Below are 25,715 nucleotides of genomic sequence, written 5' to 3' on the forward strand. Positions count from 1 at the left end.
CGCGGTGCCGCCGTGCCGTATCCCGCCGTCAGAGACGCCTCGCCGCCCCCGGCGGCCGTGCGGCTGACCGAAGTCACCAAGCGCTTCGGCAAGGGGGCGGCGTCCGTGGCGGCCCTGGGCCCGTTGTCACTGACGGTCACCGCGGGTGAATTCGTCTGTGTGGTCGGCGTTTCGGGGTGCGGGAAGAGCACGCTGTTGTCCCTGATCGCCAAGCTCGACAAGCCGACATCCGGTTCGGTCGAGATCGGTGATCACCGCATCGCGATGATGTTCCAGGAGCCGGCCCTGTTCCCCTGGTTGACCGCGGCGGACAACGTGGAAATGGCCCTGCGGGCGCGGGCCATCCCACGCCGGCAACGGCGCGCGACGGCCCGCGAACTCCTGCATACCGTCGGACTGTCCGAGTCCACGGACCGGCGACCTCATCAACTGTCGGGCGGCATGCAGCAGCGGGTGGCCCTGGCCCGTGCGCTGGCCCAGGATGCCGATGTGCTGTTGATGGACGAGCCGTTTGCCGCGCTGGACGCATTGACCCGGGACCGCCTGCAGGCCGAGCTGGAGCGGATTGTGTTGTCCCGCAATCTCACCGTGGTCTTCGTCACGCACAACGTGCGGGAGGCGGTACGCCTTGCCGACCGCGTGGTGCTGCTGAGTCAACGGCCCGCAAGCGTCGTCCAACAGTTCGCGGTTCCGCTGTCACGTCCCCGCGACATCAACACCGCGGAGGTTGCGGAGTTGGCCGCACACATCACCGAACAACTCAACCGCAGCGGGAACTCCAGTGACAACTGACCTCGATGAGCCGGTCCGGCTCCCCGCGGCCGCCGATGCCGCGGGTAGCGGCATCATCGGCCGCATCACGTCAGCCGTATGGCCGAAACTCGTTGCGCTCACGGTGGCGATCGCCGGCTGGCAACTGATCGTCCTGAGCGGGTGGAAACCGCCGTTCGTGCTGCCAGGTCCCGCCACGGTAGCCGAGAACCTCTGGCACCAGCTGCAGGGACCACTGCTCTGGGATGCCATCGGGACCACGATGGAACGCGCCGTGACCGGTTTTGCCCTGGCCGCGCTGATCGGCTCGGTGATCGGCGCGCTCATCGCGCGGAACAGGCCGTTACGCACCGCATTCGGGCCGCTGATCACCGGTCTGCAAACGATGCCGGCGATCGCGTGGTTTCCGTTCGCCATCATCTTCTTCGGGCTCAACACCTCGGCGATTCTGTTCGTGATCGTCATCGGAGCCGTGCCATCGGTGGCGCTCGGCGTGATCTCCGGGGTCGACCACATCTCGCCGGTACTGCTCCGCGCGGCAAAGGCACTGCAGCTCAGGCCTTTCGCCCTCTATCGGCATGTGATACTGCCCGCCGCCCTGCCGATGTTCGTCGCCGGACTCAAACAGGGGTGGGCCTTCGCCTGGCGCAGCCTGATGGCCGGTGAGCTGGTGGTGCTGGTCGCCAACACGTCGTCGATCGGGGTGCTGCTGGAAAATGCGCAGAATCTCACCGACATGCCCTCGGCGATGGCCATCATGATCGTCATTCTGACGATCGGGATTCTCGTCGACGCGTTGTTCAGCTGGCTGGATGTGCGCATCCGGCGACGGTGGGGTCTGCTGGACGATCACGATGCCTGACCCGCCGGCCACACGTCCGCTCCGGCTGTGGGCATTCGGCGACGCGCACGTCGGCACGGACAAGCAGTATGGGCGAGAAAGCCTAACCGAGGCCATCGTTCACTCCGAGAGCGACGGCTTCGAGTGGGACCTGGCGATCGACGTGGGGGACATGTCGGGCGCACATCACAGCCTGCCCGATGACGCCGAAGGCCTCGAGGTGCGGCGCCAGTTCGGCGCGCTGCGCGGGCACCGCCGCGAGGACGTCTACAGTGTGTCGGGCAATCACGACCGCAACGGCCTCGACGAGCCGGACGGGTGGTGGTGGCAGAAGTGGATCGATCCCCTGGGCGAGCACACCGAGAGTTCCGGGGTGGACCCGCGGGCTCGCCGCTATCCGGTCACCGGAACCTGGGAGCGGTACTCATTCCGGGTTGGGAACCTGCTCTTTCTGATGATGAGCGACCGCAACGAGCCGACGCAGCCGCTCGGCCGGGGAACGCTGGGCGGCAATCCCGGTGGGGTGGTCAGCGGCGAGACGTTCCGGTGGTGGACGGACATGGTGTCACGCCACCCCGACCTCAACGTGATCACGGTGCATCACTACGTGTTGAAGGACACCACCGTCGCCTCGGGTGAATGGGAGGGCGTGCGCAAGGGAGACGACGGGCAGTGGCACGAGCATTACCACCGCCCCTTCACCCAGGGCACCCCGAACGGGGCGTCGTATCTCTACTGGGTCGACAGCAAGCCCGACTCCGGTCAATTCGAATCCTTCCTCGCCGAACAGCCGGGCCGGGTGGCGATGTGGCTCGCCGGGCATACGCACACCCACCCCGATGACAATCACGGGAACAAGACGCACATCGAGCAGCGCTGGGGCACCTGGTTTCTCAATGTCGCTTCGCTGAGTCGCCATCACATGCCGATCACCACCCTGCCGATCAGCAGGTTGCTCACCTTCACACCCGGCAGCCGCTACGTTCGCGCGCAGTGCTACCTGCACACCGATCAGCACGCCCCGCAGGGTTGGTACCAGCCCGCGGAGCGCACGATCACCCTGCCGCGCCCCTTCCGGTGGTGTTGAGCGTCAACGGATGTCGAAGTGCGCCGACTCGGGGGCGGCCAGCATGGACGTCAACGCGGCGCGGTCATACGGCCACAGGTCGATGGTCTTGTTGTCGGTGAGGTACCACGAATTGCAGCCGGTATTCCACACCGTGGGCGGCATCGCCGCGGCCACCGCGTCGTTGAACTCGTCGGTGGCCTCCTCGGTCACCTCGATCGACGTCGCCATGCCGTCCCGCAGCATGGCGAGGAAGCGCGCGATGTACTCGGCGGTCCGTTCGGCCGAGTACTGCAACGAGATCGACCCGGTGGGTGAGTTCGGTCCCAGCATGGTGAACAGGTTCGGAAAGCCGGGAATCGCCGTCATCAGGTAGGCCCGCGGACCGCTCGCCCACGCCTTGTCGATGGTGAGGCCGTCGCGACCGGTGACCTGCATCGGCCGCATGTAGTTGTGCGGCGCAAAGCCCGTGGCCAGCACGATCACATCGGCCGCCCGGTGGCGGCCGTCGGCCGTCCGGATCCCGTCCGGGGTCACCTCGTCGATCCGCTCAGTCACCAGCTCAGCATTCACGGATTGTATTGCCCGGTAATACGTTTCGGATACCACCTGGCGTTTGCACAGTGGCTGGTAGTCCGGGGTCAGCTTGTGGCGTAATGCCGGATCGCGGACCTGTAGGCGCAGGCACAGGCGGGCGTAGCCCTGCACCGCGCGCCGCCGCCAGGACGGGCGGGTGGTGACGTCGGCCAGAATTCCCGACGCCCACAACAGCGTTCGATACAGCCGGTCGTGGGCGGCCGGGAAGCGTCTCAGCGCTGTGCTGACAAACTCGCTCTGTCGCAAGGACATCGGTGCCCAGAGGATCCACTGCGGCGAACGAACGTAGTGGGTGATGGACGCGGCCCCCGGCTGCAGGGCGGAGACGATCTGCACGCCGGTGGAGCCGGTGCCGATCACCGCGATGTGCTTGTGGTCGGTGGTGATGCTGTCATCCCAGCGTGCGGTGTGCACTGTGGCGCCGGCGAACTCGTCGAGGCCGGGTAGCTCGGGTACCGCGGGATGATGCAACACGCCGGTCGCGCAGACGACGACGTCCGCCTCGATCCGGTCCCCGCTGGCGGTGGTCAGCGTCCAGCTCGCCGTGTCCTCGTCCCATTGCGCCGCAACGACTTCGGTATTCAGGCGGATTCGCTCCGCGAGTCCGAGTGACTCCACCACCTCGCGGTGGTAGCGCTGAATGTCAGATCCGTCGGCGAACAGGTGTGACCAGTCGGGTTTGGGCGCGAACCCGAACTGGTAAAGCTGAGACGGTACGTCGCAGGTGAGTCCCGGATAGCGATTCCAGTGCCACACCCCACCCACGTCGGAGGCCTTCTCCAGTACGGTGACCGCGGCGAATCCGCGTCGGGTGAAGACGTGCAGGGCGGTGATCCCGGCCATGCCGGCGCCGATGATCACCACCCGCGGCTCACGGCTCATGCATCGACCCCGCGGCGCGCCGGGCAGCCGCGGCGCTCCATGATCGCCAATGCCCGCTCGGCCCAGCGGACGTTCTCCTGCTCAAATGCTATGCCGCGCAACAAGGTCAGGTAGGGGCCGACCCGGTCGGTCTCTGCGACATAGTCGTCCTCGGTGCGTCCGGCCAGCAGCCGGGCCCGCAACCGCTCATAGCGTTCGAGTTTGGCAACGGCCCACTGCAGGCGTTCGGCGACGGAATCCCGAACGGCCCGAAGGTCGCCCGCGTCGGCGGCCGCGACCTTGATCATCAATTCGTCCCGGATCGCCGACGGCCTGGGCGCCCGTGCGGTGAAGTGCCGGATCGCTTGGTGCCCCGCGTCGGTCAGTGAGTACATCCGCTTGTTGGGCCGGCGTTCCTGGTGCACCACGCGGGCCTGGATCAGGCCCTGCTCGGCAAGCCGGTCGAGCTCGCGATAGAGCTGCTGCGGGGTGGCCATCCAGAAGTTGGCCACCGAGGCGTCGAACTCTTTGGCCAGGTCGTAGCCGGAGGATTCACCCTCGAGGAGTGCGGCGAGCACGGCGTCACGCAGCGACATCGGCCGATCGTACAATAACGCACCTATTCAACAAAGTGATTATTTCCCTATAGACATATAGGCGGTCACGTTCTAGCGTCGGTCACGACTACTCAACGTTTTGACTATGCGAGGTTTCTTGTGAGTTCCCAGCACCCCTTCCGGAAAGCGGTGGAGGAGCGCGACGAGGCGGCCATCCAGGCAATGCTGGCCGACGATGTCGTGTTCACCAGCCCGGTCGCGTTCAAGCCGTACGTCGGCAAGCCGATCACGGCGGCCATCCTGCGCGGTGTGTTGCGCGTGTTCGAAGACTTCCGCTACATCCGCGAGATTCACGACGAGAACGGCCGAGACCACGCGTTCATGTTCGAGACCGTGGTGGCCGGCAAGAAGATCACCGGTTGCGACTTCCTGCACTTCAACGAGGACGGCCTGATCGACGACTTCATGGTGATGGTGCGTCCGCTCTCCGGAGCGACGGCACTGTCGGAGGCGATGGGCGCTCAGTTCGAACGCATCCAGCGGGAGGCCGGCGAGTTGGCTCCCGAGCTGAGCCGGGCGCAGGGCTGATCATGCGCATCGGACTGGCGATCAACTATGCGGGCGGCTTCAAGGAAGTCGCCGCCGAAGTGGCGGACCTCGAACGCGCCGGGCTGGACATTGTCTTTGTCCCCGAGGCGTATTCCTACGACGCGGTCAGCGCGCTGGGTTATCTGGCGGCCAGCACCGAGCGGGTCGAGTTGGCCTCCGGGATCCTGCAGCTTTACACCCGCACTCCGACCCTGACCGCGATGACGGCCGCCGGGCTCGACTACGTCTCCGACGGCCGCTTCACCCTTGGGCTGGGCGCTTCCGGGCCGCAGGTGATCGAGGGTTTCCACGGCGTCCCCTACGACGCCCCGATCGCCCGGACCCGGGAGGTCATCGAGATATGCCGTCAGGTGTGGCGCCGCGAGACCCTCCGCTACCAAGGACAGCACTACACGATCCCGTTGCCGCCCGAGCAGGGCACCGGTCTCGGTAAACCGCTGAAGCTGATCAACCATCCGGTGCGGGAACGGATTCCGATCCTGGTGGCCGCACTTGGGCCGAAAAACGTGGAGCTGGCCGCGGAGCTGGCCGAAGGGTGGCAACCGATCTTCTTCCTGCCGGAGAAGGCCCAGGACGTGTGGGGTCAGGCGCTTAGCACCGGACGGTCAAAACGCGACCCGGTGCTGGGCGAGCTCGAGGTCTATGCCGGCCCCACGCTGGCCATCGGTGAAAACGTCGAGCCGCTACGTGAATTCGTCAAGCCGCACCTGGCGCTGTACATCGGCGGCATGGGGGCCAAGGGCAAGAACTTCTATCACACGCTGGCCACCAAGTACGGGTACGGTCCGCAGGCCGACCGGATTCAGGAGCTGTACCTGGCCGGCGACAAGGAAGGCGCCGCGAAGGTCGTTCCCGACGAACTGGTGCGCGACGTGAACCTGATCGGCAGCCGGGAGTTCGTCAAGGAGCGGGTGGCGGCCTTCCGCGAGGCCGGGGTGACGACGCTGAATGTGGCGCCCATCGCGGGGACGTCCGGCGAGCGGGTCAAGCTCATCGAGACGCTGCGCGAGCTGACGGATTAGTTGTCGGCGGCGGTCCGGTGTGCGCGCCGCTAAGCTCGCGTCATGGCCAAGAACTCGCTGCCCAAGCTCTTTCTGGAATGGCCCGTTATCCGGCAGCTCCGGTCCGGGGATGTGCTCGGCCGCGGACCGGCCGTCACCTCCAGGCAGACGCGTGCGCTGACGCCGCGCACGTCAACGGCCGATCGGGTGGTGCAGAGCATCTGTCCGTACTGCGCGGTCGGCTGCGGGCAGCGGGTGTACGTCAAGGACGAGCGGGTCGTACAGATCGAGGGCGACCCCGATTCGCCGGTGTCGCGCGGGCGGCTGTGCCCGAAGGGTTCGGCCAGTGAGCAGTTGGTGAATTCGCCGGGCCGGCAGACCAAGATGCTCTACCGGGCATCGCATGCGACCGAATGGCAGTCGCTGGACCTGGACACCGCCATCGACATGGTGGCCGACCGCTTCGTGGAGGCGCGACGACACGCGTGGCAGGACATCGACAAGAAGGGCCATCCGCTGCGCCGCACCCTCAAGATCGCGGCGCTGGGCGGCGCGACGCTGGACAACGAAGAGAACTACGTCATCAAGAAGCTCTTCACGGCCGCGGGCGCCATCCAGATCGAGAACCAAGCTCGTATTTGACACTCCTCCACAGTTCCCGGTCTGGGAACTTCCTTCGGGCGCGGTGGCGCCACCCAATCACTGCAGGACATGGCCAACGCGGACTGCATCGTCATCCAGGGCTCCAACATGGCCGAGTGCCACCCCGTCGGCTATCAATGGGTCGAGGAGGCTAGAGCCAAGGGCGCCAAGGTCATTCACGTCGACCCGCGGTTCACCCGCACGTCGGCGGTGTCGGATAAGCACATCGCGATCCGGGCCGGCTCCGACGTGGTGCTGCTCGGTGCGCTGATCAACTACGTGATCAGCAACGAGCTGTGGTTCAAGGAGTATGTGGTCGCCTACACCAACGCGGCGACCCTGATCAACGACGACTTCCGGGACACCGAGGACCTCGGTGGCCTGTTCTCGGGGTTCGATCCCGAGACAGGCCAATACGACCCCTCGACGTGGAGCTACGCCGAACAGGAGAACGGCGAGCACGGCGCCAGCGCGTCGGCGCGCGCCGCCGGCCACTCGCACGGCAGCGGGGGCCCGGTGTTGCCGCATGCCCGGGTGGTGCGGGACGAGACGTTGCAGGATCCGCGGACGGTGTTCCAGATCGTCAAGCGGCACTACTCCCGCTACACCCCGGAGATGGTGCGCGATGTGTGCGGTATCCCTCTCCAAGACTTCGACTACCTCGCCCGGGCGGTGACCGAGAACTCCGGCCGCGAGCGCACCACCTGCTTCGCCTACGCCGTCGGCTGGACCCAGCACACGCTCGGCGCCCAATTCATCCGGACCTCAACGATTCTGCAGTTGCTGCTCGGCAACATCGGTCGACCGGGCGGCGGAATCATGGCGCTGCGTGGGCACGCCACCATCCAGGGCTCGACCGACATCCCGACGCTGTTCAACCTGTTGCCCGGCTATCTGCCGATGCCCAAAGCGGGACTGCACGACACCTTCCGGGACTACATCGACGCGGTCGGCCCGAAGAACCAGAAGGGTTACTGGGCCGACGCCGACGCCTACCTGGTCAGCCTGCTCAAGGCGTGGTGGGGTGATGCGGCCCGCGCAGACAACGACTGGGCCTATGACTACCTCCCGCGGCTGTCGGGTCCGCACGGCACCTATCAGACCGTGATGGCCATGCTTGAGGACGAGGTCGACGGGTACTTCCTGCTGGGACAGAACCCGGCCGTCGGGTCGGCGCACGGCCGCATGCAGCGCCTCGGCATGTCACACCTGAAGTGGTTGGTCGTTCGCGACCTCAACCTCATCGAGTCCGCCACGTTCTGGAAGGACGGTCCCGAAATCGCGTCGGGGGAGTTGAAGACCGAGGACATCGCCACCGAGGTGTTCTTCTTCCCGGCGGCCAGCCATGTCGAGAAGGCGGGCTCGTTCACCCAGACTCAACGGATGGTGCAGTGGCGGCACCAGGCGGTCAACCCGCCGGGCGACTGCCAGAGCGAACTGCAGTTCTTCGTCGAACTGGGCAACCGGATCCGGCAGCGCCTGGCCGGTTCGACGGATGAGGGGGACCGCCCGCTGCTGGATCTCACCTGGGACTACCCGACCAACGAGCACGGCGAGCCGGACTCCGAGGCGGTGCTGGCCGAGATCAACGGGTTCCAGCTCACCGGCCCCGAGGTAGGCCGGCCGCTGTCCGGCTATCACGAACTGCGTGCCGACGGATCCACTTCCTGCGGCTGCTGGATCTACTCCGGAGTGCGGGCCGACGGCGTCAACCAGGCCGCGCGCCGCGCGCCGCAGGGCGGCCCGCGGCCGAATCAGTCCGAGTGGGGCTGGGCGTGGCCCGCCGACCGGCGCATCCTGTACAACCGGGCCTCCGCCGACCCCGACGGCAAGCCGTGGAGCGAGCGCAAGCGCTACGTCTGGTGGGACGAACAGCAGCGCCGCTGGGTCGGTCACGACGTGCCGGACTTCCCGCCCGACCGCGCCCCCGGCGACCGGCCCGACCCGGACATCGGCGGGCCCGCGGCCCTGGCCGGCGACGACGCGTTCATCATGCAGGCCGACGGCAAGGGCTGGCTCTTCGCGCCCAAGGGACTGGTCGACGGTCCGTTGCCGACGCACTACGAGCCGCAGGAGTCGCCGGTCACGAACGCGCTGTATCCGCAACAGCAGAGTCCGTCGCGAATCATGTTCCCGCGCAAGGACAATCTGTGGGCGCCTAGTGCCGACGACCCGGGCGTGGACGGGTATCCGTACGTCTTCACCACCTACCGGCTGACCGAGCACCACACGGCGGGCGGAATGAGCCGGTGGTTGCCCTATCTGTCCGAACTGCAGCCCGAGATGTTCTGCGAGGTGTCGCCGGAGCTGGCCGCCGAACGCGGCCTGGAGCCGTACGGCTGGGCCACCATCATCTCGCCGCGGGCCGCGATCGAGGCCAAAGTGCTTGTCACCGAACGGATGACGCCGCTGGTGGTGGGCGGACGCACCATTCACCAGATCGGTTTGCCCTACCACTGGGGGGTGGGCAGCGACGCGGTGGTCAGCGGGGACGCGGCCAACGACCTGCTGGGCGTGGTGCTGGATCCCAACGTGCAGATCCAGGAGTCCAAGGCCGGATCGTGTGACATCCGCCCGGGCCGACGGCCGCAGGGCGATGCGTTGCTGCGGCTGATCGACGAGTATCGGTCGCGGGCGGGCGTGACCGTCGAGACGGACAATGTCCGTGTCACCGATGCGGAACGGGAGGGCTGATGGGTCAGCTGGCCGGACCTACCGACCCGACTTCCGATGCGCGCTGGCCCGAGCCACAGCCGCGGAAGGGATTTTTCACCGATACCTCGATCTGTATCGGCTGCAAGGCCTGCGAGGTGGCGTGCAAGGAGTGGAACCGCAACCCGTTGGACGGAGACCTGGAGATCTTGGGCTCCTCCTACGACAACACCGGCCACCTCGGGGCCAGCACGTGGCGGCACGTCGCGTTCATCGAGCAAGGGCGGGACAGAATCGAGCAGGCCCGCGAGTCCGGCCGCGCGCTGGTCAATCTCGGCATGCCTTCGATCCCCAGCGCGCCGGACACCACACCGCCCGCCACCCCGGAGTTCCGCTGGCTGATGGCCTCGGACGTGTGCAAGCACTGCACGCACGCCGGTTGCCTCGACGTATGCCCGACCGGCGCGCTGTTCCGCACCGAGTTCGGCACCGTCGTCGTGCAGGACGACGTCTGCAACGGTTGCGGCACATGCGTGGCGGGGTGCCCGTTCGGGGTCGTCGAGCGACGCAGCGACGGCACCTATACGACACCGGCGAAACGTTCCGAGCGGCCGGGGCACGAGTTCGTCACCGGCGTGGCCCAGAAATGCACGCTCTGCTACGACCGACTCGTCGAGGACGAGATACCGGCCTGCGCGAAGACCTGCCCGACCACGTCGATCAAGTTCGGCGACCACGACGACCTCGTCGCACAGGCCCGCGAGCGGGTCGCCCAGTTGCATGCGCAGGGGCTCAGCGAGGCGCGCCTCTACGGCGCCAACGAGAACGACGGTGTCGGCGGAATCGGATCGGTTTTCCTGCTGCTCGACGAGCCGGAGGTGTACGGCCTGCCGCCCGACCCCCGGGTCTGTACGGCCGACCTGACGACTATGTTCAAGCGGGCCGGGGTCGCCGCCGCCGGCATGGTGGGCGCGGCCGTGCTGGCGTTCTGGAGCAGCCGGTGAGCACGTCCGAATACGACAGCCTGCGACCACCCGAACCCGCCGGCGGTAAGCGGCGCCGGGGCAAGGGGCGCCGTCGGCGCGACGAGTCGCTGATGGTGCCGGAAGCGGAGTTCACCTCGTATTACGGGCGCCCGGTGGTCAAGCCGGCGCCGTGGGGGCACGAGGTGGGGGCGTACCTGTTCCTGGGCGGGGTGGCCGGCGGGTCCGGCCTGCTGGCCGCCGGTGCCCAGCTGACCGGCCGGCCGACGCTGCGGCGCAACGCGCGGCTGTCCGCGCTGGCCGCGGTGGCGCTGGGCGCGGCGGCGCTGGTCAAGGACCTCGGTCGGCCGGAGCGGTTCGTCAATATGTTGCGCACTGTCAAGCTGACCTCGCCGATGAGCTTGGGCTCGTGGATTCTCAGCGCCTTCAGCGCCGGTGCCGGAGTGGCCGCGGTGTCCGAGCTGGACCGGCTCACCGGGGAACGGGCGCCGCTCGGGCCGTTGCGGCCCGTGCTGCGTGCGGTCGAGGGTCCCGCCGGCCTGGAAGCCGCGCTGTTCGCGGCGCCGCTGGCGGTCTACACCGCCGTGCTGCTCTCCGACACCGCGACGCCGACCTGGAACGCCGCGTACCGGGACCTGCCGTTCGTCTTTGTCAGCTCGGCGAGCCTGGCTGCCTCGGGGCTGGCCATGATCACCACCCCGGTTGCCGAGGCCGGTCCGGCCCGCAAGCTCGCGGTCATCGGCGCGGTGTGTGACCTGGTCTCGGCGCGAGTCACCGAGCACCGGATGGACCCGGTGACCGCCGAGCCACTGCACCAGGGGACGCCCGGCCGGATGCTGGAATGGAGCGAACGCCTGGCCGCCGCCGGTGGACTCGGGGCGTTGCTCGGTGGAGGACACCGCGCTACCGCAGCCCTGTCCGGTCTGACGCTGCTGGCGGCCTCGGCGCTGCTGCGGTTCGGATTCTTCGAAGCGGGCAAGGAATCGGCGCGCGATCCGCGCTACACGATCGAGCCGCAGAAGCGGCGGCTTGCGGCACGGCGCGCGGCCGGTGTCACCGACGACTCGATCACCACCGGGGGTTGACGCTCTCGCCTCGAGCGTGGGCCTTCTGCAGGTGAAAATCGCGATTTTTGCGCCACAGCCCCCACGCTCGGCGCGGGCTCAGCGGATCTGGATGCCGCCGCCGGCCACGGTGTGGCCGATCACCGGATGACCCGGCAACTCGCCGACCACCAGCAGCCCGCCGGAGGTCTGTGCGTCGGCCAGCAGCAGCAGGTCGTCCTCGGTGACGTCCGGCGAGGACGTGAGATGCGGGCGCACCCAGTCCAGATTGCGGCGGGTACCGCCGGAAACGAAGCCGTCTTTCAGCGCCCATCGCGCCGCCTCCAGCACCGGGACCGCGCCGCGGTCGATGACCGCGCCGACCTTGGACGCCCGGCACATCTTGTGCAGGTGGCCAAGCAGCCCGAAGCCGGTGACGTCGGTGGCCGCGCGCAGTCCCGCGGCGGTGGCGCCCGCGGCGGCGTCCCGGTTCAAGCGGGTCATCGTCTCAACCGCCTCGTCGAAGGTCTCACCCGTCTGCTTGTGCCGGTTGTTCAGCAACCCGGTGCCCAGCGGTTTGGTCAGGGTAAGCGGCAGGTCCGGCTCGGCGGCGTCATTGCGCAGTAGCTTTGCCGGGTCCGCGATGCCGGTCACCGCCATGCCGTACTTCGGCTCCGGGTCGTCGATGGAATGGCCGCCGATCACCGGACAGCCCGCCTCCGCGGCCACCGCCAGCCCGCCACGCAGGACCTCGGTCATCAGCTCCAGGGGCAGCACATCGCGGGGCCAGCCGACCAGGTTGATCGCGATCACCGGCCGGCCGCCCATCGCATAGATGTCGGACAGCGCATTGGCCGCGGCGATCCGGCCCCAGTCGTAGGCATCGTCGACGACGGGCGTGAAGAAATCCGCGGTGGACAGCACCGCCAGCTCGCCGACCAGCACGGCGGCCGCATCGTCGCCGTCGTCGAGCCCGACGAGCACGCCGTCGCCGGTCTGCCCGACGAGCCCGCGCACCGCGTCCTCCAGCTCGCCGGGCGGGATCTTGCACGCGCAGCCGCCGCCGTGGGCGTAGCCGGTGAGCCGGGTCATGGCCCGAGCGTACGGGTGCGGCATCGGGTTAGGTTTACCCGTGGAGGCGTTTGGGTTCCTGGTGGTCCCCCCGGTCTTCAAAACCGGTGAGACCGAGCATCTCGGTCTGGCGGGTTCGATTCCCGTCCGCCTCCGCCAGTTGCCTACCCAGGAAGCGGTGAAGATCAGTGACCCAGGTCGACCCGCGCCGATTGATTCCGCGCACGGACCAGTTGCTGGCGCTGCGCTCGGTGCAGCGCGAACGAAAACGGCTGGGCGACAACGTGATCAGAGCGGTGATCAAGACGGTTCAGGATCGGGCCCGACGCGGTGAGTTGCCGCCCGAGCGGGTGCCCGACGCCCTGGAAGCCGCGCTGGCATCCCGCGCCACCACCTCGCTGCGGCCGGTGCTGAACGCCACCGGTGTCGTCGTGCACACAAACCTGGGACGGGCGCCGCTGGCCGCCGGCGCGGTCGAGGCGCTGATTGCCGCCAGCGGCTACGTCGACGTCGAACTCGACCTGGCCACCGGCACCCGCTCCAAACGCGGCGTCGCCGCCCGCCGCGCCCTGCTGGACGCCTGCCCGCAGGCCGAGGAGGCGCTGGTCGTCAACAACGGCGCGGCCGCACTGGTGCTCGCGACCACCGCTCTGGCCGCCGGAGCCGAAGTGATCGTGAGCCGCGGGGAACTGATCGAGATCGGCGCGGGTTTCCGCCTGCCCGACCTGATCGCCTCGACCGGCGCCCGGTTGCGCGAGGTCGGCACCACCAATCGCACGCATCTCGCGGACTACGCGGCGGCGCTCGGCCCGGACACCGGCTGCGTGCTCAAGGTGCACCAGAGCAATTTCCGGGTGCAGGGGTTCACGGCGGCGGCAACGCTCACCGAGCTGCGCGGCCTGCTCGCCGGCACACAGATCCCGCTGGTCTCGGATCTGGGCAGCGGCCTGCTGGCCCCCGACCCGATGCTCCCCGACGAGCCGGACGCCGCCACCGCGCTCTCCGAGGGCGCCGACATCGTCACCGCCAGCGGCGACAAACTGCTCGGCGGCCCGCAGGCCGGCATCGTGCTGGGCCGCGCCGAGGTGGTGTCCAGGATGGCAAAGCATCCGCTGGCCCGGGCGGTGCGCGCCGACAAACTCACGCTGGCCGCGCTGGAGGCCACGGTGAGCGCGGGCGGCTCTCCGGTCACCGAGGCCCTGCACGCCGACACCCCGCGATTGCGAATGCGTGCCGACAAGTTGGCCGCCGCAGTGGGCGCCACCGTCGTCGCCCATGACGGACGGGTTGGCGGCGGGGGAGCGCCGGGCGTGCCCCTGCCCGGCTGGGCGGTCCGGTTGCCGGAGTCGGCGGCCGGACCGTTGCGCACCGGGAACCCGGCCGTCTTGCCGCGCGTGCACGACGGCGCCTGCCTGCTCGACCTGCGCTGCATCCCGGAGGACGACGACGACCGCCTGCTGAGCGCCGTCCGGACCGCGTTGGGTGAGGCGAGCTGAGCAGACACGTCGTCGCCACGGCCGGCCACGTCGACCACGGCAAGAGCACCCTCATCCACGCGCTGACCGGGATGGAGCCGGATCGGTGGGAAGAGGAACGTCGCCGTGGCCTGACCATCGACCTCGGCTTCGCCTGGACCACAATGGGGTCGGGCCGCACGGTCGCCTTCGTCGACGTGCCCGGACACCACCGTTTCCTCGCCAATACGCTGGCCGGATTGGGTCCGGCACCGGTGGTCTGCTTCGTCGTCGCCGCCGACGAAGGATGGCAGGCCCAGTCCAGCGATCACTGCGATGCCGTTGCGGCGCTCGGTATTCGGCACGGCCTGATCGTGGTCACCCGCGCCGACCGGGCCGCGCAGCGGGGACCCGAAGTGCTTGCGCAGGCCCGGGCGGAACTGGCCGAGACGGGTTTGCGTGACGCGCCCGGGGTGGTCGTGTCCGCGGTCAGCGGCGCCGGGCTTGCCGAGCTGCGCGAGACCCTCGACGGTGTGCTCGCGCGACTGCCCGCGCCGGATACCAGCGCCAGGGTCCGGCTCTGGGTCGACCGTTCGTTCACGATCACCGGCGCGGGCACGGTCGTCACCGGCACCCTCTCGGCCGGCACCCTGGCAACCGGGGACCAGCTCGATCTGGTCGGCGCTTCGCGGGCCCGGTCGGCGGGAATCCGCGGCCTGCAAAGCTGCGGCGTGCCGCATACCGCGCTGGAACCGGTGGCGCGGGTGGCACTGAACCTGCGCGGCGTCCCGCGGGAAGCCGTCCGGCGCGGTGACGCGCTGCTCACTCCCGGCGCGTGGCCGAGCACCCGGCTGCTGGACGTGCGCCGAGCCACCGGTGGCCCACTGACGCAACTGCCCGCGCAACTCGTGGTGCATGTCGGCACCGCCGCGGTGCCCGCGCGGCTGCGACCCTTCGACGACGACCACGGCCGGCTCACCTTGGCCCGACAGTTGCCGCTGGTGCTCGGCGACCGGTTGGTGTTGCGTGATCCGGGCAGCGTTCGGCTGCTGGGTGGTGCCCAGGTGCTGGACGCCGAACCGCCCGCTCTACGCAGACGCGGCGACGGCGGGCGCCGGGCCGTCGCGTTGGCCGCGATGGACGTCGGTGGCGACGCCGCGGCCGAAGTGGCGCGCCGCGGTGCGGTACGGGCCGACCACCTGCGCCGGCTCGGCCTGCTGACCGACGCCGTGCCCGCCGACATCGAGGTGTTCGACGGCTGGTGGGTGCACCGTCCGGCGCACGAGGCGTGGCAGCACCGGTTGCGTACCGCGGTCGAGGACCTGCGCACGCGAGACCCGTTGAGCGAAGGGATATCCCGCGGCGCCGCGGTCGACCTGCTGGGTCTTGTCGACGAGTCGCTGCTCGAGATCGTGGTCCGTGACGCGGGCCTGGAACAACGTGGCGGCCACATCCGAATGGCCGGCGCCGCAACCGAACTGGGCCCCGCTGAAGCATCGGTCAGCGAATTGGAAACCCGGTTGCGCGCCGACCCGTTCCGCGCGCCGGAGGCCTACGAACTGCGGGCGCTGGGCTTGGGCAACCGCGAATTGGCCGCCGCCGAACGCGCCGGACGGTTGCTGCGGCTGCGCGACGGCGTCGTGCTGCTGCCGAACGCGCCCGCCCTGGCCATGCGTACCCTGGCCGGGCTGCCCCAGCCGTTCACCACCAGCCAGGCCCGCCAGTCGCTCGACACCACCCGGCGGGTGGCGATCCCGCTGCTCGAGCACCTCGACTCCCGCGGTTGGACCCGGCGACTGGACGCCGGTCACCGTGAAGTCGTGCGGTAGCGCGGCGAGCCGCGGGAAAGCTAAATGCCTGCGGCGTCGGCGATTTCGCGTGCCCGCCGCACCCGCGCATCGATCCAGCTGGTGTCCGGGGTACCGGCCGAAGCCTTGTTTTGCGGATTCTCCAGCGCACGACGCAGGACACCTTCGGCGATGATCGCCAACTTCCACAGCCCGAATGCGTGCCAATACTGCAGCGCGGCCGCGTCGCGGCCGGTCGCGTCCAGGTACAGCCGCGTCATCTCGGCTCGATCCGGGAACCCCTCCAGCGTCGATGGCGCGTAGTCACCGGGCACATTCTCGCCGGGCTCGGCCCAGTAGGTGAGCAGCGAGCCCATGTCGGCCAGTGGATCCCCGAGCGTGGACAACTCCCAGTCCAGGGTTGCCACGATTTCGCCGGTCTCCGGCGAGGTGATCAGATTCCGCAGGTGAAAGTCCCCGTGCACCAGGCTGACTTCGCGTTGCTCGGGGGCTGCCGCCACCAGCCGCCGGGTGAGGTCCTCGAGCTCGGGCAGTTCCCGCATCTTGGACAGTTCCCATTGCCCCGCCCAGCGTTTGAGTTGTCGCTGCGCATAAGGCTTATGGCTGGCCAGGTCCGCCAGACCCACCTCGGTGAGATCGACGGCGTGAATCCTGGCCAGGGTGCGCGGCAGATCCACCGCGATCTGCCGCCGCTGCTGCGGCGTCAGGGCCTCGGCGACACTCATCGTGTCCACCACCAGACCGTCGACGAACTGCATCAGCACCAACGGCACCTCCGAGAACTCCGGATCGGTTGTGGTGCCCAGGATTTGGGGAACCGGAACATCGGTGTCCCACAGCGCCGAGATGATCCGCGCCTCCCGCAGCACGTCGTGCGCCGACGCCAGCAGATGCCCTAGCGGCGGGCGCCGCAGCACCCACGCGCGCCCGGCGGTGTCCTGGACGCGATAGGTCAGGTTCGATTGCCCCAGGCCGATCCGCTGGAATTGCAGCGGCGCATCGAACTCGATGCCCAGCGAGGTGAGCCAGCGGGCTACGGCGTCGGGGTCCAGGCCGACGACGGTCACTTCGGTGCGCCCGCGCGGTATTTGCGCAACTCCTGGCTGGCGATGGCTCGCTTGTGCACCTCGTCCGGGCCGTCCGCCAGGCGCAGGGTGCGCAGGTGGGCCCAGGCCATGGCCAGCGGGAAGTCGTCGGTGACCCCACCGCCACCGTGCACCTGGATGGCCCGGTCGATGATCTTCAGCGCGATGTTGGGTGCGGCGACCTTGATCGCGGCGATCTCGGTGCGGGCCTCCTTGTTGCCGACCGTGTCCATCAGGTAGGCGGCCTTCATGGTCAGCAGCCGGATCATCTCGATGTCGATGCGGGCCTCGGCGATCCAGTCGCGGATGTTGGCGTTCTCGCTGATCGGCTTGCCGAAGGTGACGCGCGACTGGGCGCGCTTGCACATCAGCTCCAGCGCCCGCTCGGCCATGCCGATCGCCCGCATGCAGTGATGGATACGCCCCGGCCCGAGTCGGGCCTGGCTGATCGCGAAGCCCTCGCCCTCGCCCTTGAGCACATCCTTGCTCGGCACCCGCACGTCGGCGAAGTCGATCTCGGCGTGCCCTTCCCGATCCTGATAGCCGAACACCGACAGGTTGCGCCGGACCGTGACACCCGGCGCGTCGATGGGCACCACCATCATCGACTGCTGGCGGTGCGGCGCCGCATTCGGATCGGTCTTGCCCATCACGATCAGCACCTTGCAGTTGCGGTGCATACCGTTGGAGGCAAACCACTTTCGGCCGTTGAGCACATAGTCGTCCCCGTCGCGCACCATCGACATCTCGACGTTGGTGGCATCCGAGCTGGCGACCGCGGGCTCGGTCATGGCGAAGGCGGAGCGGATCTTGCCGTCCAGCAGGGGCTTGAGGTAGCGCTCCTTGTGCTCGTCGGTGCCGAAGAGGGTGAAGACCTCCATGTTGCCGGTGTCCGGCGCGCTGCAGTTACATGCCTCGGAGGCAAGGTGGCTGCGGCCCATGATCTCGGCCAGCGGCGCGTATTCCAGGTTGGTCAGCCCCGGTCCCCACTCGGGGTGCGGGTGAAACAGGTTCCACAGGCCCCGCTTTCGCGCCTCGGTTTTGAGGTCCTCGAGGATCGGCGGATGAAAGTGCGGATCAGCGGCCTCCCGCATCTGCTCGTCGTAGACCGCCTCGGCGGGGTAGACGTGTGAATCCATGAACTCGCTCAGATCGGACTGGTACTGCTGGGCGCGCTCGGAGATCTCGAAGAGGGGCATACCCACTGTCCTACACTCGGGCGGCTGGGCAGATGCTGCCGGGCTCGCCTACGCCGGCGCGGGCAGTCGTAGGTGCTCCTTGGCGGCCAGCTCGTCGTCGTCCACCCGAACCAGCATCGGCTGTCCCGGCACGCACAGCATCGTCACCACGAACTTGACCTTGACGTCGTCGCGGTGGTTGGCGTCCCGGTAGTGGATGACGTCACCGCCCGGCTCCCAGAACGCCTCGCCGGCCCGCACTACCCGGGGCGCCTCGCCCTCCACTTCGAACAGCATCTCGCCCTCGAGCACGTAACCGAAAGCGGGTCCGCCCGGGTGCCGGTGCGGCGGCGCACCGGCGCTGCCCGGCGGGTACTCGACCACGACCGTCATCGCGTCGGCATCCTGCGAAATCGCCGGCGGCTTCACGTGCTGCACGACCGAGAAGGCATTTTCCCAATTAGGGTCGAAATTTTGCGGCATTGCGAAAACCTATACCGGCGAACATGAACTTCCTATGCGCTTTGACCGTGGCTAGGACGGACCCGCGCTCCGTGGGCCACTTATGACGGTCGGAGGAAGGCTTTGATAGCAAGAATTTGGCGTTGGCTGGCAGAGCCGCCGGACAGCGCCCCCGCTGCGACGATCTTGATCAGGCTGATGGCGGGAGGAGTCTTCCTCTGGGAAGGCGTCATCAAGTTCGTCTTCCCGAACCAAGGCGTCGGGCGATTCACCAAGATCGGCATTCCGTTCCCGGAGCTGTCCGCCGACTTCGTCGGTGTGCTGGAGATCGTCGGCGGGACCCTGCTGCTGCTGGGCCTGTGCACTCGATTCGTTGCGATCCCGTTCATCGTCGAGATGATCGTTGCGATGTTGTCGACCAAAATCGCTATCTTTTACGGTGTCTCGCCACTGCCGCTGCCACCGGTGCCACCGCAGACCGGATTCTGGGCCGTGTTGCACGAAGTGCGCTCCGAGTACGCACAGCTGCTGACCGTGACATTCCTGCTCATCGTCGGCGCCGGACCGTGGTCGTTCGACGCGCTGAATGCGCGCCGAAAGAACCGGTCGCGCAACCGGAATCAGCCCAGCGACGACGCGCGCAGCGTCACTCCCGGATATCGGCCAGCGCGTCGTTGAGCGTCTTGCTCGGCCGCATCACTGCCGCGGTCTTCTCCGCATCCGGGTAGTAGTAACCACCGATGTCGACGCGCTCGCCCTGCGCCTTGTTGAGCTCGGAAACGATCTTCTCTTCGTTCTTGCCCAACGTGTCCGCAAGTGCCCCGAAGTGCTTCTTCAGTTCCTCGTCGTCGTCCTGCGCGGCCAACTCGCGGGCCCAATACAGCGCGAGGTAGAACTGGCTGCCCCGGTTGTCGAGCTCACCGGTCTTGCGCGACGGGCTCTTGTCGTTCTCCAGCAGGTTGCCGATCGCCGAGTCCAGGCTCTTGCCCAGGATCTTGGCGCGCTCGTTGCCGGTCTTGATCCCGATGTCCTCGAAGCAGGCTCCCAGGGCCAGGAACTCACCCAGCGAATCCCAGCGCAGGTGGTTTTCCTCGACCAATTGGTGGACGTGCTTGGGCGCCGAACCTCCGGCACCGGTTTCGTACATGCCGCCGCCGGCCATCAACGGGACAATGGACAGCATCTTGGCGCTGGTGCCGAGCTCCAGGATCGGGAACAGGTCGGTGAGGTAGTCGCGCAGGATGTTGCCGGTGGCGGCGATGGTGTCACACCCGCGGATCAGGCGCTCGAGCGTGTAACGCATGGACCGCACCTGGGACATGATCTGAATGTCCAGGCCCTCGGTGTCGTGATCCTTGAGGTAGGTCTGCACCTTCTTGATCAGCTCGTTCTCGTGCGGGCGGTAGGGGTCGAGCCAGAACAGCACCGGCATGCCCGAGGCGCGCGCCCGGTTGACGGCGAGCTTGACCCAGTCGCGGATCGGTTCGTCACGAACGATCGGCATCCGCCAGATGTCGCCTTCCTCGACGTTCTGCGTCAGAAGTACCTCGCCGCTCTCCAGGTCGACGATGTCGGCGACGCCGGCCTCCGGGATCTCGAAGGTCTTGTCGTGCGACCCGTACTCCTCGGCTTGCTGCGCCATCAGACCCACGTTGGGAACTGTGCCCATCGTGGTCGGGTCGAACTGCCCGTTCGTCTTACAGAAGTTGATGATCTCCTGGTAGATCCGGGAGAAAGTGGACTCCGGGTTGACGGCCTTGGTGTCCTTCTGCCGCCCGTCGGCGCCGTACATCTTCCCGCCGGCGCGAATCATCGCCGGCATCGAGGCGTCGACGATCACGTCGCTGGGCGAATGGAAATTGGTGATCCCCTTCGCCGAATCCACCATCGCCAACTCGGGACGGTGTTCGTGACAGGCGTGCAGGTCGCGGATGATCTCGTCATGCTGCGACGCGGGCAGCGACTCGATCTTGTCGTACAAGTCGACCAGCCCGTTGTTGACGTTGACGCCCAGTTCGTCGAACAACTTCTGATGCTTGGCGAAGGCGTCCTTGTAGAAGATCTTCACGGCGTGCCCGAACACGATCGGGTGTGAAACCTTCATCATGGTCGCCTTGACGTGCAGCGAGAACATGACGCCTGTCTCGTAGGCGTCCTGCATCTGTTCCTCGTAGAATTCGCACAGGGCCTTTTTGCTCATGAACATGCTGTCGATGATGTCGCCCTCGAGGAGTTCGACTTTCGGCTTGAGCTCCAGGGTTTCGCCGCCCTTGGTCTTCAGCACCATCTTCACGTTGCGGGCCCGGTCCAGCGTCATCGACTTCTCCCCGTGATAGAAGTCGCCGCGCTTCATGGTCGCGACGTGGGTGCGCGACGCCATCGACCACGGGGCCATGCTGTGCGGATGCTTGCGCGCGTACTCCTTGACCGCCTTGGGGGCACGCCGGTCGGAGTTGCCCTCACGCAGGACGGGGTTCACCGCGCTGCCCAGCACATTGGCGTAGCGCTGGCGGATCTCCTTTTCCTCGTCCGTCTTGGGGTTGCCCGGGAAGTCCGGGATCTTGTAGCCCTTGCCCTGGAGTTCCTTGACGGCGGCCACCAACTGCGGCACCGAAGCGCTGATGTTGGGCAGCTTGATGATGTTGGTTTCCGGGTCCTGGGTCAGCTTGCCCAGTTCGGCCAGGTTGTCGGGGACGCGCTGGTCCTCGTCCAGATAGTCGGGGAACTGCGCGAGGATGCGGGCAGCGACGGAGATGTCGCTGGTTTTGATCTTGATGCCTGCCGGCTCGGCAAAGGCACGCACTATCGGAAGGAAAGCGTAGGTCGCCAGCAACGGCGCCTCGTCGGTCAGCGTGTAGATGATTGTCGGCTGCTCGGCGCTCATACGTAGTCTCCCGGCGTCAGTGTCGGTCAGATTGTGAGGGGCTCTCTTCATCGCCAGCCACAACAGCGACACTAACGCACGCCCGGGACCGGGGGCTGAGACAGACGCCGCACTCTGGGTGGTTACAGATGAGCGGCCGGACGAAAGGGCCGCGGCGCCGGTCATGACCGGGCAGCTCGGACACCGGGCACCTGTGCGGGCGGACGCGTAACGATCGTCACCTGGCGGCGGAATAAACGCAGCTGGCGGCGGGTTTTGGCGAACATGCTTTCTCTCATTGGGAGCCAAACCCGTTACCCGTCGGTGCAGGCGACTTAGCCTCGGCACCGAGAACGAAAGGTGGCCCGCCAGTGGCTAATCCGTCGGATCATTTGCACCTGGCCGTAGCGCTGGACGGCGCCGGCTGGCACCCCGCGGCTTGGCGAGAACCGGAGGCCACACCGGCGCGGCTGTTCACGCCCGGCTACTGGGCGGATCTGGTCGGCGAAGCCGAACGCGCGTCGGTTGACTTCGTCACCATCGAGGACTCGCTGGCGCTGCAATCCGATGATCCGCGGCAACCTGACAACAGGACCGATCGCGTTCGCGGCCGGTTGGACGCGATGCTCATCGCCGCACGGATCGCGCCGCTCACCAAGCGCATCGGTCTGGTGCCGACGGCCGTCGTGACCCACACCGAGCCGTTCCACCTGTCCAAGTCGATCGCCACGCTCGACTATGTCAGCTCGGGACGGGCCGGGGTCCGCGTCCAGGTCACGGGCCGCGCTGACGTGGCGGCACACTTCGGCCGCCGCCACGAACTCGAGGACCTTTTCGTAGAGGCCGCCGACTACGTCGAGGTGTTACGGCGGTTATGGGACAGCTGGGAGGACGACGCCGAGATCCGCGATGTCGCCAGCGGACGGTTCATCGACCGGAACAAATTGCATTACATCGACTTTCGCGGCCGCTGGTTCTCGGTGAAGGGTCCCTCGATCACGCCTCGGCCGCCCCAGGGCCAGCCGCTGGTGGTGGCACTGGGTCACGGCGGACCTTCCTACCGACTGATCGCAGAGAGTGCCGACGTCGGGTTCGTCACCCCGCACGACGCGGTTCAGGCAGCCGACATCGTCATCGAGATCGGCGCCCTGCGGCAAGCCGTCGGCCGCGACGACGAACCGATGCATCTCTTCGGTGACCTGGTTGTGTTCCTAGACGACACGGCACCGGCGGCAGCCGCTCGACGGCACCGTCTCGATGACCTGGCCGGTGCCGAATTCTACAGTGATGCAGCACTTTTCACCGGCACCGCCGCACAGCTGGCCGACCTGCTGCGGGATTGGCATGCCGCGGGTTTGTCCGGGTTTCGGCTACGGCCGGCCGCGCTCCCGCACGACCTCGTGCAGATCACCGAACGCCTGGTGCCGGAGTTACGCCGACGGGGGTTGTTCCGCGACGACTATCCGGCCGACACGCTGCGCGGGTCGCTGGGGCTGGCCCGTCCCCGCAACCGCTACGCCACCGCCTGAACGATTGTAGGATTCGCAATGAGTAAGCCGCTGAAGCAGATTCATCTGGCCGCGCACTTCCCGGGGGTCAACAACACCACGGTGTGGAGTGATCCCGCCGCGGGCAGCCACATCGAGTTCAGCTCGTTCGCCCAGTTCGCCCAGACGGCCGAACGGGGCAAATTCGACTTCCTGTTCCTCGCCGAAGGGCTGCGCCTGCGAGAGCAGAACGGGCAGATCTACGACCTGGACGTGGTCGGCCGCCCGGATACCTTCACCATCCTCGCCGCGCTGGCGGCGATCACCGATCGACTCGGCCTGACCGGCACTATCAACTCCACCTTCAACGAGCCCTACGAGGTCGCGCGCCAGTTCGCGTCCCTGGACCACCTGTCCGGCGGGCGCGCCGCGTGGAACGTGGTGACCTCCTGGGATGCCTTCACCGGCGAGAACTTCCGGCGCGGCGGATTTCTCGCCGAGGACCAGCGTTACGACCGGGCCAAGACGTTCCTGCAGGCGACCCAGGAATTGTTCGATTCGTGGCACGGTGACGAGATCGTGGCGGACAAAGAGACCGGCGCCTTCCTGTCCGAGCCGGACGCCGGGGCGTTCGTGCACCGGGACGCACACTTCGACATCCACGGTCGATTCAACGTGCCGCGCAGTCCGCAGGGCCGACCGGTGATCTTCCAGGCCGGCGACTCCGACCAGGGACGCGACTTCGCGGCGTCGGCGGCCGATGCGATCTTCTCCCGGCACAGCACGCTGGAAGCCGGGCAGGCGTTCTACGCCGACGTCAAGGGCCGGCTCCCGCGTTACGGGCGGCGCCGCGACGAGTTGCTGATCCTGCCAGCCGCGACTTTCGTGATCGGCGACACCGATGCCGAGGCCGACGACCTCGCACACGAGGTCCGGCTTGCGCAGGTTTCCCCGCAGACGGCGATCAAATTCCTCGAACAGCTCTGGAACCGGGACCTGTCCGACCACGACCCGGACGGGCCGCTACCGGCGGTGGACCCGGTCGTCGGCGAAAACACCATCGCGCGCGGACGCGCCAGCGTGCGCATGCACCGCGACCCGATCTCGGTCGCCAACGAATGGCGCGCCAAAGCCGAGGCGGAGAACCTGACCACCCGCGAACTGATCGTCGAGGTCACCGGACGGCAGTCCTTCATCGGCGCACCGGACACCGTCGCGACCGCGATCAACGATCTGGTGCAAGCCGACGCCAGCGACGGGTTCATCCTGGTCCCGCACATCACCCCCGGCGGTCTCGACCCGTTCGTCGACCGGGTGGTACCGCTGCTGCAGGAGCGCGGCGTGTTCCGCGCCGATTACACCGGGACGACACTGCGCGACCATCTGGGCCTGGCGCCGCTCCCGGCGCCCCACCGGTCGAAGGACTCGCGGTGGGCGGCCTCATAGCCGCGTGAAACCGTGGTCCAGGTTGCCGATCGACGCCGGCGAGCCGGTTGTCACTACGATCACTCACCGACACCGGGGATCGATTGCGCTCGTATGAGTAGCTCGCCGAGGAGTGGGAGGACCGATGACCGACGCGGCGGCGGCGCAGTTATGGATCAGCCAAGGCGAGACGCTCGTCAGTCGACGGGGACACCGCATCGCCTACCGGCGTCGTGGTCAGGGGCCCGCCGTTGTTCTGTTGCACGGGTTCCCGACGTGGTCGTTCGACTACGCCGATGTCGCCGAAGATCTCGCTGCCGACCATGACGTGATCGCGCCCGACTTCCTCGGGTACGGCGCCTCGGACAAACCCAACCCCTACGCCTATTCGGTCCCCGAATCAGCCGATCTGGTCGAGGATTTGGTGGCTCATCTGCAGCTGGACTCGGTGGTGGTGGTCGCCCACGACTACGGCGGCATCGTCGCTCAGGAGTTGATCCACCGAGCGCTGAGCGGCACGCTGGGGTTCACCGTTTCCGGGCTGGTCCTGCTGAACTGCGGCATCGTCTACAGCGCCTACCGGCCGACGTTCCTGCAGAAGTTGCTGATCCGGCCCGGCATCGGCAGGTTCATCTCGGGCCGGATCAGGCCGAAACGAGTCCGCCGGGCGCTCGACAAAATCCGCGGAACACGCCTGAGCGACCAGGAATTCGCCAACCTCTGGTTCGGCATCTCACTGCGCAACGGGCACAAACTCGCGCACCTGCTCATCCGATACAACGCCGAACGCTCCCAACATCACCGGCGCTGGGAGGACGCGCTGGCCAACTGGCAGGGACCGCTCCATCTCGTCTGGGGCCTCGACGACCCGGTGTCGGGCGCCCAAGTACTCGACCGGGCAATCACCGCCCTGCCACAGGCCAAGGTCACCAGACTCATTGGGGTGGGCCACTATCCGCAGTCAGAGGCACCCCGGGCCGTCACGGCAGCCGTGCGAACGATCGCATAGCTCTACGGCTTGGCCGGGAGCCCGTCGAGCGCAACCTCCGTCACGGTCGCGGCCGCATCAGCGTTGTAGACGTGCATCGGCTGACACCCCACCAGCAGCGTCTTCGCCTCGCCGACGCCCACATCCGGGCGCGCTGTCCCGGCCCGCTGCGCGGTCTGCGACAACTCGCACGACGAGGCACTGCAGCGCCGGCTGTGGGCACTGTCCGAGGAGCTGCCCGGGGTGGTCTGTCCCATCGGCTGAACCCCGA

22 protein-coding genes and 1 tRNA gene are annotated in these 25,715 nt (G+C 67.7%); 15 read left to right on the forward strand and 8 right to left on the reverse strand.

The window, feature by feature from the left end:
• The first annotated feature begins 57 nt into the window (after window positions 1–57).
• From A5645_RS26025 to A5645_RS26035, 3 genes are read left to right on the forward strand one after another with little or no spacing between them, the layout of a single operon-like run.
• Complete coding sequence (locus A5645_RS26025) at window positions 58–792, forward strand: ABC transporter ATP-binding protein (RefSeq protein ID WP_065131624.1); 735 nt, start codon at window positions 58–60, stop codon at window positions 790–792.
• On the forward strand, window positions 782–1,633 hold the full coding sequence (locus A5645_RS26030) for an ABC transporter permease (RefSeq protein WP_253867166.1): 852 nt from the start codon (window positions 782–784) through the stop codon (window positions 1,631–1,633). Before A5645_RS26025 ends, A5645_RS26030 begins: the two co-directional genes overlap by 11 nt.
• Complete coding sequence (locus A5645_RS26035; RefSeq protein WP_065131626.1) at window positions 1,626–2,699, forward strand: hypothetical protein; 1,074 nt, start codon at window positions 1,626–1,628, stop codon at window positions 2,697–2,699. Before A5645_RS26030 ends, A5645_RS26035 begins: the two co-directional genes overlap by 8 nt.
• A gap of 3 nt (window positions 2,700–2,702) precedes the next feature.
• On the opposite strand, the gene A5645_RS26040 is transcribed toward A5645_RS26035, so the two are convergent.
• Entirely contained in the window at window positions 2,703–4,157 is a 1,455-nt protein-coding gene (locus tag A5645_RS26040; RefSeq protein WP_065131559.1) for a flavin-containing monooxygenase, read from the reverse strand.
• Window positions 4,154–4,732: a PadR family transcriptional regulator gene (locus A5645_RS26045; protein WP_065131560.1), complete on the reverse strand. Its 579-nt coding sequence runs from the start codon at window positions 4,730–4,732 to the stop codon at window positions 4,154–4,156. Before A5645_RS26045 ends, A5645_RS26040 begins: the two co-directional genes overlap by 4 nt.
• Before the next feature lie 120 nt (window positions 4,733–4,852).
• Between A5645_RS26045 and A5645_RS26050 the strand changes: the two genes are divergently transcribed.
• The 5 genes from A5645_RS26050 to nrfD are packed head-to-tail and all read left to right on the forward strand — an operon-like array spanning window position 4,853 to window position 11,665.
• On the forward strand, window positions 4,853–5,281 hold the full coding sequence (locus tag A5645_RS26050; protein ID WP_301337006.1) for a nuclear transport factor 2 family protein: 429 nt from the start codon (window positions 4,853–4,855) through the stop codon (window positions 5,279–5,281).
• 2 nt (window positions 5,282–5,283) lie between these two features.
• Window positions 5,284–6,324, forward strand: a complete 1,041-nt coding sequence (locus tag A5645_RS26055; RefSeq protein WP_065131561.1) for an LLM class F420-dependent oxidoreductase — start codon at window positions 5,284–5,286, stop codon at window positions 6,322–6,324.
• A gap of 42 nt (window positions 6,325–6,366) precedes the next feature.
• Window positions 6,367–9,639 carry a formate dehydrogenase gene (fdh, locus tag A5645_RS26065; protein WP_253867167.1) on the forward strand — a complete coding sequence of 1,091 codons (3,273 nt, stop codon included), beginning with the start codon at window positions 6,367–6,369 and terminating at the stop codon, window positions 9,637–9,639.
• On the forward strand, window positions 9,639–10,601 hold the full coding sequence (locus tag A5645_RS26070) for a 4Fe-4S dicluster domain-containing protein (RefSeq protein WP_065131564.1): 963 nt from the start codon (window positions 9,639–9,641) through the stop codon (window positions 10,599–10,601). The genes fdh and A5645_RS26070 overlap by 1 nt, the downstream gene beginning before the upstream one ends.
• Window positions 10,598–11,665 (forward strand): NrfD/PsrC family molybdoenzyme membrane anchor subunit, encoded by a 1,068-nt coding sequence (gene nrfD, locus A5645_RS26075; RefSeq protein ID WP_065131565.1) that lies wholly within the window; start codon window positions 10,598–10,600, stop codon window positions 11,663–11,665. The genes A5645_RS26070 and nrfD overlap by 4 nt, the downstream gene beginning before the upstream one ends.
• 78 nt (window positions 11,666–11,743) lie before the next feature.
• Here nrfD and selD read toward each other — a convergent pair whose 3' ends face one another.
• A complete protein-coding gene (gene selD, locus A5645_RS26080) occupies window positions 11,744–12,715 on the reverse strand; it encodes a selenide, water dikinase SelD (protein ID WP_065131566.1) in 972 nt (323 codons plus the stop codon).
• Window positions 12,716–12,757: 42 nt separating this feature from the next.
• On the opposite strand from selD, the gene A5645_RS26085 reads away from it, so the two are divergent.
• The 3 genes from A5645_RS26085 to selB all read left to right on the forward strand — a co-directional run bounded on the left by A5645_RS26085 (window position 12,758) and on the right by selB (window position 15,977).
• Window positions 12,758–12,853 (forward strand) — tRNA-Sec (locus tag A5645_RS26085).
• Between the two features lie 29 nt (window positions 12,854–12,882).
• A complete protein-coding gene (selA, locus tag A5645_RS26090) occupies window positions 12,883–14,190 on the forward strand; it encodes an L-seryl-tRNA(Sec) selenium transferase (protein ID WP_065131567.1) in 1,308 nt (435 codons plus the stop codon).
• Window positions 14,187–15,977 (forward strand): selenocysteine-specific translation elongation factor, encoded by a 1,791-nt coding sequence (selB, locus tag A5645_RS26095; protein ID WP_065131568.1) that lies wholly within the window; start codon window positions 14,187–14,189, stop codon window positions 15,975–15,977. Before selA ends, selB begins: the two co-directional genes overlap by 4 nt.
• 20 nt (window positions 15,978–15,997) lie before the next feature.
• On the opposite strand, the gene A5645_RS26100 is transcribed toward selB, so the two are convergent.
• From A5645_RS26100 to A5645_RS26110, 3 genes are read right to left on the reverse strand one after another with little or no spacing between them, the layout of a single operon-like run.
• Window positions 15,998–17,023 (reverse strand): phosphotransferase family protein, encoded by a 1,026-nt coding sequence (locus tag A5645_RS26100; RefSeq protein ID WP_065131569.1) that lies wholly within the window; start codon window positions 17,021–17,023, stop codon window positions 15,998–16,000.
• On the reverse strand, window positions 17,020–18,240 hold the full coding sequence (locus A5645_RS26105; RefSeq protein WP_065035797.1) for an acyl-CoA dehydrogenase family protein: 1,221 nt from the start codon (window positions 18,238–18,240) through the stop codon (window positions 17,020–17,022). Before A5645_RS26105 ends, A5645_RS26100 begins: the two co-directional genes overlap by 4 nt.
• A 48-nt stretch (window positions 18,241–18,288) precedes the next feature.
• Complete coding sequence (locus A5645_RS26110) at window positions 18,289–18,702, reverse strand: cupin domain-containing protein (RefSeq protein ID WP_065131570.1); 414 nt, start codon at window positions 18,700–18,702, stop codon at window positions 18,289–18,291.
• Window positions 18,703–18,804: 102 nt separating this feature from the next.
• Between A5645_RS26110 and A5645_RS26115 the strand changes: the two genes are divergently transcribed.
• Window positions 18,805–19,359 carry a DoxX family protein gene (locus A5645_RS26115; protein WP_065035799.1) on the forward strand — a complete coding sequence of 185 codons (555 nt, stop codon included), beginning with the start codon at window positions 18,805–18,807 and terminating at the stop codon, window positions 19,357–19,359.
• Here the strand turns inward: A5645_RS26115 and A5645_RS26120 are convergent.
• On the reverse strand, window positions 19,328–21,565 hold the full coding sequence (locus tag A5645_RS26120; protein ID WP_065035800.1) for an NADP-dependent isocitrate dehydrogenase: 2,238 nt from the start codon (window positions 21,563–21,565) through the stop codon (window positions 19,328–19,330). The two genes, A5645_RS26115 and A5645_RS26120, sit on opposite strands and share 32 nt — an antisense overlap.
• 350 nt (window positions 21,566–21,915) lie before the next feature.
• Here A5645_RS26120 and A5645_RS26125 point away from each other — a divergent pair, with 350 nt between their 5' ends.
• The 3 genes from A5645_RS26125 (at window position 21,916) to A5645_RS26135 (ending at window position 25,465) form a co-directional block, all read left to right on the forward strand.
• A complete protein-coding gene (locus A5645_RS26125) occupies window positions 21,916–23,073 on the forward strand; it encodes an LLM class flavin-dependent oxidoreductase (RefSeq protein WP_065131571.1) in 1,158 nt (385 codons plus the stop codon).
• 18 nt (window positions 23,074–23,091) lie between these two features.
• Complete coding sequence (locus tag A5645_RS26130; RefSeq protein ID WP_065131572.1) at window positions 23,092–24,477, forward strand: NtaA/DmoA family FMN-dependent monooxygenase; 1,386 nt, start codon at window positions 23,092–23,094, stop codon at window positions 24,475–24,477.
• A 124-nt stretch (window positions 24,478–24,601) separates the two neighbouring features.
• On the forward strand, window positions 24,602–25,465 hold the full coding sequence (locus A5645_RS26135) for an alpha/beta fold hydrolase (protein WP_155768177.1): 864 nt from the start codon (window positions 24,602–24,604) through the stop codon (window positions 25,463–25,465).
• Window positions 25,466–25,467: 2 nt separating this feature from the next.
• On the opposite strand, the gene A5645_RS29345 is transcribed toward A5645_RS26135, so the two are convergent.
• On the reverse strand, window positions 25,468–25,701 hold the full coding sequence (locus tag A5645_RS29345) for an SbtR family transcriptional regulator (RefSeq protein WP_065131574.1): 234 nt from the start codon (window positions 25,699–25,701) through the stop codon (window positions 25,468–25,470).
• Window positions 25,702–25,715: the final 14 nt, after the last annotated feature.

It is taken from the genome of Mycobacterium asiaticum (assembly GCF_001673635.1).
Classification (GTDB): Bacteria; Actinomycetota; Actinomycetes; order Mycobacteriales; family Mycobacteriaceae; genus Mycobacterium; species Mycobacterium asiaticum_C.